Here is a 16788-nt window from a genome sequence, read left to right as displayed (position 1 = left end):
AAATATATATAAAATAAATGGGTTACACTGAAATTGATTTATTTGGTGAACAAATTTATTGTAAACACATTGTTATAAATTTATAAAAACACCATTTTTTTAGAATAAAAAATCTATTTTTATTACTTAATTACTCTCAGGCACAAAAAAAGCTCACCAAATTGATGAGCTTTAATACTTACATGATCAAACTAAAGTACGACCACACTATTAAAACTATACCCCAATTTCCGTTTAAATGGAAACTCGGTTTTTATACATGTGAAAGTCGATTAGCTCTTCGCCTGAGAATTTTGAGCAGCATCCCATTTCAAACCGTAAAGGGTAAATTTAAATTGCTGTCTACCTTCTCGGTAAAATGGCAATTCAATTATCACACTTTTGGACTTCAGTATTGAATTAATAAAATTATCAGCATCGACTTGATCTTCAATGAATAAGACATCACTTGAATGTTGTTCTGGCTCAGATAACGCTATATTTATTATTTTCTGATTATCAAATTTAACACTCGCATAGCAATAATCTGAGATCGTATTACATGAATATTGCCCTTTAGTAACTGAAAAGAGTACATCAGTTGGTTCGGCGTTTTTCTTTTTTAAGGTTATAATTAGATGTGAACCACCATCATAGGGGAAATCAAAGTTAACCTGATTATCAGATAGTAGCGATGCAAACTTAGTAGTTTTTCCTCTCATCTCATCCTTTTTTTCCCCATACAACCAGTTCGTGTCCAGGTCTATAGGCTTTGATTCTGGCGCTTTAGTCTTAGATTGTGCTCCACTAATAACTGTTGCATTATTCTTATCTGGTGCATCACTATCTGCATGTATGGCATTATTTTTACTGCACCCAACCATCCCAAAAATCAGACTCAAAAGTAAAATCTTTTTCACTTGATAATTCCTGTAAATAAATGCAGTCACTTTAGCAAAAAAAAATATATAAATTCAAATTAGTGGGGCGTCCCCCACTAAATCTGTATAAATTATTTACTGCGTTTTATACGATCCAAGGCTCCACCTTGTCTTTCAGCATCTCTCCAAGATTGTGAAATCTTTCTATCTACCATAGCCTCATTTTGTTTTTTAAACTCCTCAAGCTTAATTTTGAGCTCTTCACCATCCCACTCAGTTGTGGCATCCAGCTCTTTAGTTGTCTGATTAATGATAGTTACCTTCGGCGCTATTAGATTCAAGGTTCTGGATTGCTGGATTGAGTCATGTTGACGGGACTCTCGCAGAACCGCTTGGCGGCTGTCAAAATTAGATACCACACCACCATCTGAATAACCCTTAGGGCTATTTTTCCGCATTGCCTCAACAACACTTACACCACCCCAGCGTTTGATATCATCTTGTGACCAGACTACTTCGCCTTTGTGCACAATACCGGCCTCATCATATTTACCACCGTGGCCAGTATAACCACCATCAAAAAAACCTTTCGGTGTGGCGGCTTGGATCATTGCAATGAATGTCCCCTGGTCAATTACAGCTTTGGCCGCAGCCCCGGCTTTTTGCCATACGGCGCCTGACTCAGCAGCATAAGCATCAGATGCAGACTTCCAAAGGTTTCTACCAGCCTCAGCCAAGGCGAATGCCTGATTAACTGCAAACATTGTTCTATAGGCAGTAGACTGCTCGCCTAGGATTGCCCCGAACATTCCTTGAAATGTCCCTACTGTTGCTTGAGCTTTCTGCATATAGAAATCAAGTTGTGCTTGACCAGCAGCTATATCGATATCTGCTTCGTTTTGTTTAAACTCCTTATAAATGGCTTCGCGCTGTTCATGAGCAGATTGAATGATTGCGGTTTTCTGGTCTTCAAATTCCTGCTGTGAAATTAATTGTGCATCGAACTGGCTTTGTAACACCTCTAACTGATTACCTTCATTATGATCAATTACGGCTGTTTTTGAGTCGTACCACTTTTCATTTTCATGATAGCGTGATGCTTTTGTTTGGTTAATTTCAAATAATGGCCCGGTTCCTGTCATTTCAGCTTTAATTCTGGCCATTTCCAAAGTTGAGTCTTTTAAACGATCATTAAGTTCTTTTTCCTGACTCATCTTTGAATATCGGATTAACTGCTTTCTTTCATCGTCTTTGATTTTGGTATTTTTTAAAATCTCCTCTCTTTCTAAACGGTAACGTTCATGAATCATATCCGTTTCCGACATAAATGCTTGTCTTGCCTGAAATAAGCGCTGCTCTTTGGCCAGCTCAAGTAATGCTTGTTCCTGCTTTAATTGCTGTGCCAATAGAGTGACAACTGCCTTACGTTCAGTTTTTGTTAAATCCAAGTCATGCGCTGCATCAAACTGACGACGTGCAAAACTTTCCTTCAGCAAGTCCTCTTCTGACTTTAAATAATTGCTATACTCATCAAGCTTTGTTTTTAATGCTTGCTGTTCAACCGCAATTTCATTATCGGCCCGTGCCTGATACTTTGCTTTGAGTTTCGTTGCTTCGCCATCGCTGTACCCGGCTTTATCAATTTCCTTGAATTTATCCGCCAGATTGCTACGGATCTGCGAAATTTTGTCTGCAACCTCACGCTCTAATTGAATTCGTGCAGCTGCAGCCTGATCACTTAATTTTTGTGAATCTTCATTAATTTTCGCTTCTGCTTTTGCATCTTTAATCCGGTCGACATTCCCGTTATAACCAAGTACAGATACATGCACATGGCCACCGGTTGCACGTTTAGATGGATTTGCATATTCGTTGATCGTCTTAATGGTAAAACCATATTTCTTGGCCATTTCATTTAGGCTGGCAATTGCCTCCTCGGCTTCTTTTGCATTACGTACGGTAAAATCAAATGCATTACCCGTTGCATGTTTACTTTTAGTCCCTTTGTGATACCGGTCGTTAAATGCGGTAAACCGGGTAAGTTTGTTTCCGAGCAAGTTTTGGGTAAGCTGGGCAAATTCAGCCGTATACCCGCGTACTTGTCCACCTCCAATCGATTCGGCTGATTTGATCCTTAATCCACCTAAAGCACTGGCACCAACCATTTTGCCCAGTTCTAATTGTTTTTCTAACTCCTTGGTACGTTCCTTCTGCTTTTCATTGGTTTCTTCAACAAGATCTTTATATTTTTTTTCAACATCTAAAGTTTTTAAAATATCTTGTACCGTTTCTTTGCTCATGCGTTTAGTAAAACCGCCAGCTTTCTCTTGTGCCTTTGCCAGCTCTTCAGCGGCCTCCTGACTGAAGCCAAAGTGTGCCATCAGGTTATATTTAAACTGGGCATAGTTTTTACGGTCAGTTAAAGTTTGCTGATATTCTTTAAGTGCTTGTGATGCTTTATTAGCAGCTTCTTCAGTACCATTAAGAGCCTCATTCTGCTGCTTGTGCTGTAATGCGGCATTCTGTGCTTTATTTCCAGCTAATTTAACCTCTACCCCAAAAATCTTTAGGGCAGTGGCAGACTTATTGGCCTTTTCATAATTTTGATTGTATTGCTCTACCTGCTGCTTTAATGCCTTATATAAATCTGGTGAGATTTTCATATCGTTCAGCTGTTTAACAGCTTCACTGTAGCTAATAGTGCCCTTGTTCGCCTGATTAATTACCTCGACAACTTTCCAGTTGCCCTTTTCATAATTTTGAATATCAATCAATGCGGCGCCAACTGTCAGTCTGGATTTCTCTAATGCTTTATTCTGGGCCTCAAAAGCATCCTTCAAATCATCCACTGCGGCCTTACGCTCAACACCCTGTAATTTCGATAGCTCTTCACTTGTCTTATCGGCAACTTTTCCTTGTTCTTCCAGTTTCTTGTTCGCCTCTTCAGTACGGTTCTGAAGGTACATATACACGGCGGCAAGTCCGGCTACCCCCAAAGAGATCGCACCAATAGGCCCGCCAATCAATGCAAATGCACCACTTGCAACTCGGCCAAAAGCGGCCGTTACAGTGGTTAATCGCACCTGTGCTGCAGTTTGAGCATTGGTGGCAGCAGTTACCGCCGCTTGGGCCTGTGAATAGCGTAAAGCGGCTGCCGTAGCGCCGTACTTCGCCTGGGTCTCAGCATTCGTCGCTCTTACATTGGCAAGGTGAGCTTTTGCAGCATTTAAAGTGGCCGTAGCTTCTGCAAACTCAGCTTGTGCCTTGGCCACCGATGCTTGACGACTTGCCATTGTTGCGACTACATCACCGCGAACCGCAATAGTCTTAGTAACGATGGCTTTTGTTAAATATGCAACTCCCCCAAGCAGTGCTACATCAGCAATAAGACTTAAATTCTGGGCCAGTGTTTGAATTGAGCTCGCTAAAACACTGGCGGCACCACTGGCTTGCCCGGTTTCACCAATAAATTTAGTAATCTCGTTCTTCAGCATCTGCCCGGATTGCTGAATAGTCACGTCAGTTTTGGCAAACAGCTCATCAACCTCAGACTTTGCATTTGTTAATGCCTTGACCAGCTCTTCAGATGTAATTTTTCCCTGGGCCGCAACGCTTCTTAATTCACCAACAGTGATCCCCATCCCGCTGGCAATAGCTTTTGCAAGACCTGGTGTTTGCTCCATGACAGAGTTCAGCTCTTCCCCGCGTAAAGTACCACTTGCAAGTGCCTGCCCGAACTGAACCAAAGCAGCATCTGCTGCCTGTGTCGATGCACCACTGATCGCGACAGCTTTCCCGACCGTTTCGGTAAGCTCGGCAACTTTGTTTAAATCAATTCCCAGTGTTTTTGCGTTATCCCCAAAACGTTGATAAACCTGAATTGTAGACTCCCAGTGGGTTCGGGTATTTTGAGCAATCCGGAATGTATCTTCCATCGCTTGCTTTAATTCATCTTGGGAGTTGGTGATCAGCTTCAGGCGGTTTTGCAATCCTGTATACATGTCCATATCGTTAATGGCCGCATGTACAGTCATGAGGCCAATCACATGCCCGGCCAGAGCCTTGATCGAGGTGTTATAAGTGTTAAGGCGCTTTTCTTGTTTATCGATTTCTTGGGTCGTGTTTTTAAAAGACTGTGAAAGCTGCTGGTTTTGTTGAGTTGCTTTTCTTGTAACTTCAGTGGTTTTGTTTATTGTTGAATTGCTGTTATTAACAGTCGTATTAAAATTCTGGATAATATTGTTGGTAACTGTAATTTGCTTTCCCACCTCATCACCACTGGTGGTAACTCTGGACATTTCTTCGGCTAATGCTTTTGCATTTCGTTCCGCATTTTTTGAATCAATTACAACGACTAGGCGGGCTTCTTGGGTCATTTAACTTTCCTTTAAGCAATAAAAAACCCCAAGTCGTGAGACTCGGGGTATAAAGAACCGAAACAGCCGGGATTAAATTTCTAACCGGCTTATGTTTTCTTCAGGTGTTTTTGGTGAGATTCATCTAAAAAGAGGTTATCCATTTCAAAAATACAATCATTAAAAATTTGCCGATCCACGGGTAATTCATAATGATCACAATATGCAGAAATGGCCGAGATATCTAAAGCCATTGGGATTCCTTGCTCATAACGTCTTGAACGTGAAATCACGTTATAGGCATTTAAAATCTCATAAGCCGTAACTGAATACTCTGGCTTCTCTACCGCATTTGTATTTTTCAGATTTAACGCACTTGCGATGGCAGCTTGTTTTTTGCTGTAGTCGTTCGCTTCTTCTTCTGATCCGAACTTGCACCATTGGTAGAGCTTGATGACTTTCCCACGACTTCATCCCGGTATAAATCGGCTTCTTTTTGAATGCGTTCCGATTCGGAATTCACAAATGCCCAGATCACAGGGCCAATGTCACTTTGATTAAGAAGCTTAATCGCATTTTCCGGAGAACATTCTGGTTCGACCTCAACAAGCTCCCCATCCTGATTTTCTTCATGAAACACGATCCCCTTCCAGTCTTCGATCAGGTGGCATGCAACACATTCAAGTAACAATTCTGGAAATAGCTTATCGGTTGCCCTTGCCGTCACCACATCAAATCCTTTAGATGAGATTTGATTGTTTGCCCGCTCCAAGGCAACTTTGTAGGGCTTGTAACCACTGCCACGAATCTTGAATTCTGCTAAAACATTGCCATCTTCATCTTTATAAGAACACCACAAGCTAACTGTCTTATTGTTTTGAATGCTTACTTTCAATGTCATGTTTATCTCCAAAAAAAAGCAGCCCTTAGGACTGCCATTGAATTAATTTAATCTTTATGCCTTAGGCGCCGGGGCTACAGGAGCTGGAATACGGGTAATCGTTGGCGCCTGCTCAACTGCTGAATATTCAAATGATGTATTCAAAATGTCTCCTTTCCCGCCGCTTGGCAATGGCGCCTTAATTTCAGCTTTAGGAATGAAGATTTCGTATTTATTACCGGCTGTATCTTCGATTGGAACCTTCAAAGAAATGGTTTTATTTTTAAACTGCTTTTCGTACATGTCTGAAGTATTGCGAGACCAGGCTGCGGTAAAACTACCGGTGGCCAGAGCGCCCATTTCCAAAATAGCCTTTGGATCTGCGCCGTTACCGAGGCAGCGTTGTAGCTGCATCGTGTTATCCCATTTATATGAAAATGCGGTCAGGCAAGATACCCCCGCTTGTGAAACACCGTCCAGAAGGATTTCTCCGACCGACACATTAGACATCTTAGGGTTTGAGTCGGCTTCAGTCACTGTGCCTGCTGGAGCTTTCGCGGTATTGATGCGGCCTAAGGCCATAAGGCCAAATGTCATCTTGATAAGACCGGATTCAGGGATATCAATACTAAATGTATTTACATGGCATCCCCGGAAAGTATGGTAATCATTAACATCTTCAAAACCACGCAAGACAGAGAAGGTTTGTCGCTTGGTACCACCGAATACGAGCACGTCATTAGTCCAGTCGTTAAACGCGGCTGCGGCCATCAGATCCTGAACCAATGGGCTATATTTCGCTTCACAACCCAAATCCCCGGCATATTCGGCGCCGGTGATCATGGATGCGCGGGCAATGCGGCCACTGGTAATTGATTTTGACTCTTCTTTCGTTACAGTTGCATCAAGACCGTTTTCTGTAAATTCAAAAACTGTTCTGGCAAAGACTGCAGGTGTTACCCCTACGGTTGCTTCTTTGGCAATATGGGTAATTTGACGAGCACCACTAGACATGTGGTTTCCTCCTTTTCTTCAGGCATAAAAAAACCACCTCAGAAAGGTGGTATTCAGAAATGACTAAGCCCGCGTAATGCGGGCTTAGTCATAGGGACTTTTCAGTTAATCAAGGCTGATAGTCGAGATCGACACTCACTCCAGTAACCGTATAGCTTTTCGGTGCACCGAGACTTTGCGTATCAGCTAAATCAACATAGAGGCTCTTAACGGCCAGTTGATGTTTAGCCTGCCATTTGGCCACTGTCTCACCAATGACCTGAGCAAGCTCTGCTTCTAAAGCTTGTTTATTACTTTCAATTTCATGGAGTAGTTTTGTGTATTCATTCATGTCAATTTACCCTGAACCCGACTATCACATTATACATATCGAAATCGTTACTGGTCCCGGCATGAACTGCTTCACCTTCAGAAAACTCAAGGTGGCCAACAGAAAAATATTCAAAATGCTCGAGGAGCGCCGTATTTAAAATGCTCATTTCTTTTGTGCCGGTATTGGGCCGGGCAAAACATTGGATATTGATGGTACCGGTACGGCGGGTTATTGGCTTTTCAGCCAATCCGGCTATAAGGCTTTTACCAAAAATGATATTTAAACGGCACCACAGGCCCGTATCTGGCGGATTAAACGTTAAATTAGGATAACCTATGCGCTCAGACGAAATACCCTTAAACGAGCGCATACGCTCAGTAATGGCTATACGTGTATCCTCTAATGTCATTGCCATTCTAACCACCATATTTCTGTTTGATCATATTCATCGTTGTAGAGACCATGCCTTGGGGTGCCTGATCTGACCAGCCATTTTCAAGACGCTCAATATAGGGCAAATTATTCTGCAGGTAGATAAGAGATCCAAGTTTGGCATTCTGGGAAAAGAACACATAGACTTTATTGATTGTGCCTTGCCCAGAGGCATCCTGGTCTTTTAGATCATATTTATAATCCGGGGTATTTGAAGCCCTCCAGTTGCCGCGTGCGGTGCCGGTATCTACCGGGGTGCCAACAATCACCCCCTGAATCAGATCCATCCCCATATCTTTGATTAACTTCTCACCGTCCAGCTTAACCTGGACTGCAAAATCAGACGGCTTTTTGCCTTTCCAAGACATTTTATACCCTCATAAAAAACCGCCATGAAGCTTTAGGCGGTTCTTATTCTAGTTTAGTTATGAATTATTTAACTTTAATCCTTGAAAAATATTCAGGTTCAATATCTTTAAAGGGATCTTGAGGAATTGGGATAATCTCTAGAATCTCACCATTATTTTTATTAACTTTCAAAATATTTTTCTCCAAATATGGGGTATTCCATAGTTGATCATATGCTGTAATATCTGGTTGAAATACTATTTTATACTTAATAAAGCCCTTGTTGTTAGGGAAATAATTACTAAGCTGGTCAGAGAATGTTAAAAGTATAAATGGAACATAATTAAGAGTAAGCCCTTTATAGTCCCAAACACCTTTTATACTCGCGACATGCATTAGCTCTCTAAAATGACTAAAAGAAATTGCTTTATTTAACACTTTTACACAAGTTAGATAAATTTTATAAAGATTTTCCTGAATTTTTTCACGGATTAATATTCCAGCCTCTTTATCAATTTTCTCGCATTTTAAATCTTGAGAAAATAAATTAATTTCACTTATAGAATCAAAACCAACCATTTTATAACCATTAAAAAAACCATCCAAACCTAATACATTCATGTTGTTGTATCTAATAAGTACCTCATGCTCAAGAGAACTATAGGCCCCTATTTTTGTCCCTTTTTTAAAGGAACTTTCAACTGAATGTGAGAAACAGTTTTTTTATCAATATAAGCCATAAATACCCTCTGTAATTTAATTATAATTAAATGTACAACTTAGTATATATTTACAAACAACTCCTCAATCAGTCTAAATACAAATAGCAAACAAATAAATTAATATGTTAAATTTTGCAAATTTGACATATCCAAATTGTATTAACTGGATCTTTAGAAATATTCACCACTCGATACGAATATCCATTAACAATCCATATGTCATTAATAGCAGGAGTTGCTGATACTTCATTTTGCAGCACAGTTGCCTTGTTATCTATCGCCGGTATTCCTAAATTCGCAATTTCATACGACTTATACCGTCCAAAAAGAATCCCCCGGCCAGAATAAGAAATCTTTTCTTCATCATAGGTTTCATGTACTGGATCAAAGTTCTTTTTAATGATTCTCTCACACGTAAATTCGTGGACAGCATCAGCCAGATCTTCATCAAAAGCCTCTGCCAGATCCGCTTGGAGTTCTTCACGTAGCCCCATATCACACCCGCATTAGTTCAATTCCAAAACCACCAAATCCACCGCTAGGATTTTCCAAATCAAGCGAATCAATAAGATCCTTTGCAATTTGCTCAAACTTGGATATCGCAACAGAGCCATCCTGGTATTCTTTTTCAGACTCTACGGTATCCCCTTTAATCCTTTTACGTTTCAGTTGCTGTTCTTTGCCGTTATAAATGGCCTTGGCCATGATCCCTTGTATAATTTCACAAGCTGCGACTTGTAGTACTTCATCTATTTCTTTAGGAATGAAACCAATTTCCTTTTTCATCCAAGTATTGGCCAATAAAACTAAACGAGCCTTATCACCATCCGGTGCAAAGCTCTTTCCCAGTTTTTCTTCTGCAGTTTCGACAGTGATAAAGCTCATGTTATTAATCCTTTGGAATAAGTTTTAAAAGATCGGGTTTTGACGTATTCGATTTGAAACCGATTTCATGCGCCTCTAAGTACGCTTTAATTTCATCTACTCTTGAGTTCTCGTCCGGCTTTTGAAGTGCCTTCACATCTTGAGTAGCTTCAACCTGTTTCAGGTTCTCTTCTTGAGTGGTCTCCTCATTATTGGACGTTTCAGAAATTGCACCTTCAAGCTCATGCAAACGTGCTTTTAATGCTTCAGGATCGTTTTTAAAGGCTTCAAATTCCGCCTTTGCATCTGACGCCTGTTGCTCAGCCAACAGCAATGCATTATTGGCTTTTGCACACTGTTCCTTAGCGTCATCAAGTGCAGCTTGTATCTCAGGCGTAACACCAACAGATAATTGAGCTGTCATAGATTTAAGCTTATTGACCGGGATATTACGCACCTCTACAGGGATATCTAAGGCTTCGTAATCTGCCTTAATTTGAGGATAGTCACCGTAAATAATTACTTGATCGGCCATTACGTTTGGAGAACCATAATAAGTGGGGTTCGCGAATGTACCGACTTCATGAATGCCCTTAATATTTCGTGCATAGATAAGTTTCATATTTTGCGCTCACAAATAAAAAGAGGACCATAAGGTCCCCTTTGTGGTAATAAAAAGTTATTCTTTGGTAAGTGGATTACCAGACAAATCTAATAAAGTACCAGCTGTCATTTTGTTGCTGGTCGCGTGTTTTTTCCAGTTTGCAGCTGAGGCAAGTAATGATAAGTCTGGGTTTTCACCTTTGGTTGTATCCCAGCTATAACCTAGAAGATCTAAGTTGAAAGTACCTTCAGCTCGGATACCGACTGCAAGGTTTTCTTCATCATCAATATTGTATGCGCGAAAGCCCGGAACTTGTGACTCAGTAACAGTCACTGCGCCGTGTTGTAGACCAAAAGCTTGATCATCTTCAACCATATCCGTTACTAAAACAGGCTTACCCATTGTTCCTGGTAATCCGCCATAAACTACAATTTCAGACTCACCATAAATCTGTTTTGTAAGGGCTTCATCAACAATGTCAAAGTAAGTTTGTGAGTTCATTACCCATAACGAAATACGGCCAAATTTATCACCGAAGGTACGCATACCTTTTGTTAAAGCTTTACGGCCATCTTTAACAATACTACCTGATGCAACCATTGAAGGGTTGCTTGAGATAGCTGCTTGCAATGATGTCAAACTGTATTTCAATCGGCCGGCGACTAAAGCATCAGCCAAGTCATAGCCAACAAGCATTGCAAATTCATCAATTGAACGTGCACGGCGTTTGAATGCTTCTTCAGTTGAAGTATAAGGGCCATATTTATACGGAATTTTTACACCTACGGCTTCACCGGCACCGATTTTCTCATGTTTGACTTTTGCGCGTGAATTAACATCACGGTGCTCAATACTTCCACCAATGCGGTAGAAAGCCTCTTTACTAAAATCACCTTCAACGATTTCATTACGATATAGAATTGCACCCTGTGAAGCTTGGTTAAACACGTTTAAATTATCTTGTAGACGCTCTAAATATGCAGTTTGAGCCAATTGGTTATAGATGATCATGTCTGAATTAATAGTCATTTAACTGTCTCCGAAAGAATTAAAGGAATAAATTAGAAAGAAATTTATTGAGGGAGTTTTAAGAAGGCTTCGTTGCCATATTCTTTGATGTAATCAGCTTTTTGTGACATCGACATGCTGCTACGCTTCATGCCTGCAGGCGCACCGCCGCTATTGCCACCACCTTGGAATCCGCCGCCGGTACCTTGGCCACCTTTCAGGATGAGATCCTTATGCGCGTAACCACCGACCAGTAATTCCAATGCCTCATCAACATTTGCAGGCTCACCTGGTCGAGTTCGTGAATATAATTTCTGGCCAGCCTGGTCATACGCCACAACTTCACCATTTTCGATTTTGAAGTTCTGGCCGAACGTTGCCTGAACCATATCTGCTGGCACGGACAAATTCTTTTTGATGTATTCCGAACGGACGAAACCGCCACCGATAAGCTCATCATGTAATTGCTTTTGTAAGCCATCACGTTCTTGAACCAATGGAGCGTACTTTTCTTCTACCGCACGGATAGCTTCTGCTTTGATTTGCTCAACTTCACCAGCATCAATAAGTTTTTTATCATCAAGATTTCGTACTGTTTCTAAAGCTTTTTTTGCAGCTGCTGGATCTGTGATGCCTTCAAAAGATCTAAGTGCGTTTTCAGCCTTTTCTTTATCAATGCGGTTGTTATTTGCTTCTGTACCCAAAGTTGCGATCTTTTGCACGGCGCTGGCCGCGTCAAAACCCACTTCTTTGCCATCACTATGAATATAAACAGGTAGGCCATTTGCATCTAATTCAGCGTATTGTTTGCCGTCTTTCTCTACTGTTTTAAGTTTCATTAAAATCACCTTCTTTCAGATATAACAGATATAAAAAAAGCACCTGTAGGTGCCGTTTTAACTTTTCCAGACTTTTATAGTCCGAGTTCTTTGAATGTTTGCTTATCAAGCCTCTCCAACTCTTTAAGTGTGTACATTCGCCCTTCCGGATCTAGGAATTTTTCAATTGGATAATCCCCCTTTTTGTAAAGCTTGAATCTTTTAGGGCCAAGCCATTCACGCTGAAAATCAGCACTCTGCTCTGCAAACCACGATTTGAATTTTGTGTTTGCATTAACCTGCCCTATAACGCCGTCACGCTCATCTTTGGGTATGTCCTTTACCTTCCTATCGTCAGCCACAAATGGCCTTGATCCGATGAGTTTACCGTCCTTGTTAACCGCGACAAGAATTGACCTGCAGTGCGGGTGTAAGGGAGGGACACGTTTCGCTGGATCATCAATTTTCCAGACAACGCCATCCAAAGAAGCACAAAGCTTTGAGGTTCTGCCATCCAGCGTGGCCACCAGCTTTACATATTCATAGCCCAGCTCTTGATAAGTATGAAGATATGCTTGGTTCGCAATATGGCTTCTGACCGTCCTTACAGTGCGGTCTATGTCTGATTTAGTCCCACTCAGAAACCCATCTTCATATTGTCTGGCTTTGGTACCACGAATGCGCTGGACTATTTGCTGATTTGTTTTGCCCGTGTTGATTCCATCCCGGATCGCATACTCAACCTTGAGCCTGGCATTCTCCACAATCCGATCAAAAACCTGATCTACCAAAGCCCCGCCCGTAAGCGGAACCTTTTTAGCCTTGGCAAAGATCTTTTCACCTCGCACCTTTTTAATTTCACTGCCAATCACTTTAGCGATATAGGTTGCTTCGTAACCGGCCAGCGCTGCTGCAGAAGTAGAAAACGCTGCTGGAAGAATTGTCCCAAGCGTGGATGACCATTCTTGTAGGGCTTCCCAGATTTCCTTCAAGTTCTGGGTAGTATATTTCCCACCTGTTAATGCGACCCGCTCTGATTCGCTCAGTTCTTCCAGCAAATCCCTAAGCCTATTTAGTAGGGCTTCAGTTTCATCATTGAGCAGTCGAAATAGCTCATTTACTACATGAGATGAGGTGCGATAAAGATAAGCCTGATGCTGGGTTAAAGCGTCAATTAACTCTCTGGCCATTTACACCTCACTTTGATTTAAAGTGCCTTCATTCTCAGCCTCAATATTCAACAACTCTTGTTCATAAGTTTGCTTGGAGAACGTGCCTGTCTGATTATATTCCCACCATGTCTTAAATGAGCTCTTGCCCTGCATTGCCGCTTCATATAACTGACGTGACAGCTCTGCAAGATATCCTTGTTTAGAGAACTCCTGACTAATTTCATATAAAAGCTCGTTTTTAGTCAGTCTATCGACATCAGCTACCATGTATTTCGCTGCCCAACGTAATGCCATCGATATCGCTTCATTCATGTTTGAAACGCATAAGGAGAGCACTGAATGCTGAATAGCATCATCGTTATTTGCTTCTGTTGCTGTTTTAGCCGCTGATCCTTTCTCGACCATACGTGCACCCAGCTCTTTCATATATCCCCATTTATCCTTCATGCCTTCCCGGGCTAAAGTATTTGGCTGGACTTGGACTATCCCGAGTTTTCCTTCACCCGGTAGCGGCAGCATCACCCGTGCACCGATATATACTCCGTGCTTCTTTGCCTCCTCAAACCAAGCCCAATCAACACCACTGGCATAATATTGTGGCTGCCCCATATAAAACACCGATTCTTGGAAGTCTGCACTGTCCCTGTAATGCGCCAAATTAATTTTTGCAAGTTCTAGCAACGGCGGATTATGAATATCCGTTGAGTTATCAATTGCCCCCACAAATGTGAACGGGATATATGACCAGAGCTCACCGTTAAAATCTCTTGGGTATTTGGTAGTACCACCCACCCATGTGCCTTGATCACCTTTGGTGTAAACTTGGACAGAGTACACAAACTGCCCAGAATCTATCGGCTCCAGACGCAAAACCCGGTATTGTTCTGTTTGTTCAGTACTGAAACCATCTTCCCCCCTTTTTGAAACCATTTCGCGGATTACAACCAAGTTTAATTTTTTTTGGTTGTTCACCATCACGGTGTCCCAGTTCACAACATCAACTGCTTTCAACAAGTGAATCATTGAATATGCGTTTAACTTGTCATATTCAGATTTGTTTTTAGTTTCTGGCAGATCCGGGAAATCAACGTATAAAGCACAGCGATAATTCTTCAATAAAAGACGAATACCAGTTTGCGAAAGTTGATAAGCACTCATTCCAGCGCCGTTTGCATTACGCTCCAGATATGAAAGCTCATCAGGAAACTTGAAGCTCGGATCAGTAGAGAAAGAAGCCCCGACAAGGCTATTTAAAGTAACTGCAGTTGCGCCATAGAAAACTGCTCTCGTTAAGTACGCATCATACGCAAGCTTGTTTTTTGTACTTTTATCGTGAGCATTCGGCATTGGTAAATATTTTGTTTTCTTGGCTTTTACCGCATCTTCGCCATCGCATACATCATCAGCAGTTTGCCATAGCAATTCGTTTTTAACATATTCAGCATGTTTAAAAGTTACATCACTCATTGAGCAAATCCCATATCTGTAAAGAAGGCTTGAAAGCCTCCGTGTAATTCATTAAAAGAATCCGAGCCGGCATCAACCTGGTCATCATGTGCACCATTCGGAAAGTTACGCAGCTCTTCAATAAATTCCTTGTTCCAATCTCCTTTAAGCATTCGCACGTTCCCGCTATTCACTTGAGCAGCAAAAGGCTGTGCCCGGGTGAGCTTGTCACCCGATACTGTCTGGGCTAATACGTTGTACCCGGCCAACAGCTTGATAAAAGACTGTGCTTGAGCCTTACCGGCTTGTCCCGGATCTTGCGGGATGCGAACCGTTACACCTTTGCCGTCAAGCTGGGTTGTCTGCTTCAGGCGTTTATTTACGTTGTCTGGCCCAAGTTGGCCTTTTGTAACGTCAACAATGTATGTATATCCGTCTGCGCCTAAGGCAGATTTAACACCGGCGGTAAAGTCACCCTCTCCCTCAGTAGCGCCGAAGTCCCAAGCCCTAACCTGTTTGATAATGCTCGCAGGTAACGCATCGACAATTTCTATATTGTCAGGCTTAAAAAAACCTCCGGCAGGAGGTGAAGGTCTTTGTAAGTATTGACCAGAGAAAACATACGGCGCTGCCTTCTCCATGAGCCTGAGCTTTTTAATATTGTGCTTGGCCGGCCATAAAGCTGAACCGTCATCCTGAATAGCAGGAAAACATACAAGGTCCCATACTTCACCGTTGCCACCTTCTGCTGGTTCACCATTCTCACGCTTACCCGAAAGCCACCCGGCCAGATCCTCTTCATGCAAACGCTGCATAATGACGATAATCGGTGTATCAGGTGAGTTGGTACGCGACTCCAGTGTATTCTGGAACCAGTCAATTACCCCCTCACGGATAGTCTTTGATTTGGCCTCATCGGCTTTATGCGGGTCATCGATGATGATGCACCCACCAAAGCCTTCACGCATCTTCCCTGCACCAAAACCGGTGATCGTTCCCCCGGTACCAGTTGCATAGCAAACACCGCCGTCAGCTGTACGCCAGAAGTCCTTCGCTTTACTATCTTCACGTAGTTTTAGATCTGGAAAGACTTTTAAATATGCTTTCTCCTGAACCAAGTTACGGGTCTGAAATGCATTGTTGGCCGCAAGCATTGCTGAATAACTGATGTGAATAAACTCACAATCCGGCTTTTTGCCAAAGCACCACGCCATAAAATTAATCACAGCGATTTCAGTCTTGGAGTAACGAGGCGGGACGTTAATAATCAACCGCTTTATTTCACCGTTGTAGACTTTCATCAAAGCATCACATATTTCACGATGGTGCCAGTTATGCTTCCACTTATATCCACGGCGCTCTTTGAACATATAGCGGGTGAAGAAATATAGATCTTCCCGCGCCTCGATCTGGATCGCTTGCTCCCGTGAGGCATCAGTACTCATCCAGCACCTCTTGACGTGCTTTCAAGTATTCCTCGGTACTAATTGCCTGTACCGCAGTTTGAACCGTTTCTACAGGGCCACCATTTGCACCTGTAACCTCTTTACGGTTCGTATATGCCCCACCTAGCTCCTTCGCAATCTGCTCAAGTATCTTGAGTGAATTGACAGTATTTCTTAAATTTTTCTCTAATAGCTTCTGATAAATGCTTAGGCGTACTGTCTGATTCGCAATTGGAATATTTTGAGGCTTCTCCAGAAACTCTTTTCTTGTAGCAAAAAACTCGTCCTTAAATTCTTGGCTCAAATCTTGTCCTGCACGCTTCGTTGGGTCATAACGCTCACATTGCTGTCTTGTGATTTTCTGAGAAAAAATTGCGTTGACAAGCTCAACCGTTTCTTGGGGGGTGTTATGCATCGCAAGTGACCGTACAATATAAAGTTTTACCTCTTTTTTTAGTGCTGCCATAAATTTAAATCCGTCAACGTACGTCAACGTAAACGGGCAAA

18 protein-coding genes are annotated in these 16788 nt (G+C 41.9%); all 18 read right to left on the bottom strand.

Going from position 1 to position 16788, the window contains the following annotated elements; genetic code table 11:
* Nucleotides 1-272 precede the first annotated feature (272 nt).
* The gene (locus tag OC23_RS01095) at nt 273-899 is read right to left on the bottom strand and encodes a hypothetical protein (RefSeq protein WP_052209122.1); all 627 of its coding nucleotides are present in this window, start codon (nt 897-899) and stop codon (nt 273-275) included.
* Between the two features lie 92 nt (nt 900-991).
* Nucleotides 992-5236, bottom strand: a complete 4245-nt coding sequence (locus tag OC23_RS01090) for a tape measure protein (RefSeq protein WP_052209121.1) — start codon at nt 5234-5236, stop codon at nt 992-994.
* Nucleotides 5237-5325: 89 nt separating this feature from the next.
* Nucleotides 5326-5469: a hypothetical protein gene (locus OC23_RS19220; RefSeq protein WP_171194716.1), complete on the bottom strand. Its 144-nt coding sequence runs from the start codon at nt 5467-5469 to the stop codon at nt 5326-5328.
* 113 nt (nt 5470-5582) lie between these two features.
* Nucleotides 5583-6116 (bottom strand): hypothetical protein, encoded by a 534-nt coding sequence (locus OC23_RS01080; protein WP_038342168.1) that lies wholly within the window; start codon nt 6114-6116, stop codon nt 5583-5585.
* A 54-nt stretch (nt 6117-6170) separates the two neighbouring features.
* Nucleotides 6171-7109, bottom strand: a complete 939-nt coding sequence (locus OC23_RS01075) for a phage tail tube protein (RefSeq protein ID WP_038342166.1) — start codon at nt 7107-7109, stop codon at nt 6171-6173.
* 109 nt (nt 7110-7218) lie between these two features.
* Complete coding sequence (locus OC23_RS01070) at nt 7219-7440, bottom strand: hypothetical protein (RefSeq protein WP_038342165.1); 222 nt, start codon at nt 7438-7440, stop codon at nt 7219-7221.
* Nucleotide 7441: 1 nt separating this feature from the next.
* A complete protein-coding gene (locus OC23_RS01065) occupies nt 7442-7837 on the bottom strand; it encodes a phage tail terminator-like protein (protein ID WP_038342164.1) in 396 nt (131 codons plus the stop codon).
* 1 nt (nt 7838) lies between these two features.
* Entirely contained in the window at nt 7839-8222 is a 384-nt protein-coding gene (locus tag OC23_RS01060; protein ID WP_038342162.1) for a hypothetical protein, read from the bottom strand.
* 64 nt (nt 8223-8286) lie between these two features.
* Complete coding sequence (locus tag OC23_RS01055) at nt 8287-8823, bottom strand: hypothetical protein (RefSeq protein ID WP_038342160.1); 537 nt, start codon at nt 8821-8823, stop codon at nt 8287-8289.
* 226 nt (nt 8824-9049) lie between these two features.
* Nucleotides 9050-9418 (bottom strand): hypothetical protein, encoded by a 369-nt coding sequence (locus tag OC23_RS01050; RefSeq protein ID WP_038342158.1) that lies wholly within the window; start codon nt 9416-9418, stop codon nt 9050-9052.
* A gap of 1 nt (nt 9419) precedes the next feature.
* On the bottom strand, nt 9420-9809 hold the full coding sequence (locus OC23_RS01045; RefSeq protein WP_038342156.1) for a hypothetical protein: 390 nt from the start codon (nt 9807-9809) through the stop codon (nt 9420-9422).
* 4 nt (nt 9810-9813) lie between these two features.
* Nucleotides 9814-10410 carry a hypothetical protein gene (locus OC23_RS18530; RefSeq protein ID WP_052209120.1) on the bottom strand — a complete coding sequence of 199 codons (597 nt, stop codon included), beginning with the start codon at nt 10408-10410 and terminating at the stop codon, nt 9814-9816.
* A 57-nt stretch (nt 10411-10467) separates the two neighbouring features.
* On the bottom strand, nt 10468-11421 hold the full coding sequence (locus OC23_RS01030) for a major capsid protein (RefSeq protein WP_038342155.1): 954 nt from the start codon (nt 11419-11421) through the stop codon (nt 10468-10470).
* 44 nt (nt 11422-11465) lie between these two features.
* Nucleotides 11466-12239: a DUF6651 domain-containing protein gene (locus OC23_RS01025; RefSeq protein ID WP_038342154.1), complete on the bottom strand. Its 774-nt coding sequence runs from the start codon at nt 12237-12239 to the stop codon at nt 11466-11468.
* Nucleotides 12240-12313: 74 nt separating this feature from the next.
* On the bottom strand, nt 12314-13408 hold the full coding sequence (locus tag OC23_RS01020; RefSeq protein WP_038342153.1) for a minor capsid protein: 1095 nt from the start codon (nt 13406-13408) through the stop codon (nt 12314-12316).
* Nucleotides 13409-14857, bottom strand: a complete 1449-nt coding sequence (locus OC23_RS01015; RefSeq protein WP_038342151.1) for a DUF4055 domain-containing protein — start codon at nt 14855-14857, stop codon at nt 13409-13411. It lies immediately after the preceding gene.
* Complete coding sequence (terL, locus tag OC23_RS01010) at nt 14854-16281, bottom strand: phage terminase large subunit (RefSeq protein ID WP_038342150.1); 1428 nt, start codon at nt 16279-16281, stop codon at nt 14854-14856. Before terL ends, OC23_RS01015 begins: the two co-directional genes overlap by 4 nt.
* Entirely contained in the window at nt 16271-16747 is a 477-nt protein-coding gene (locus tag OC23_RS01005) for a DUF2280 domain-containing protein (protein ID WP_038342149.1), read from the bottom strand. Before OC23_RS01005 ends, terL begins: the two co-directional genes overlap by 11 nt.
* Nucleotides 16748-16788: the final 41 nt, after the last annotated feature.

The organism is Acinetobacter sp. A47, assembly GCF_000805455.1.
GTDB lineage: Bacteria > Pseudomonadota > Gammaproteobacteria > Pseudomonadales > Moraxellaceae > Acinetobacter.
Note: the sequence above shows the minus strand (reverse complement) of the source record. Positions and strands in the feature narration are given on the sequence as shown.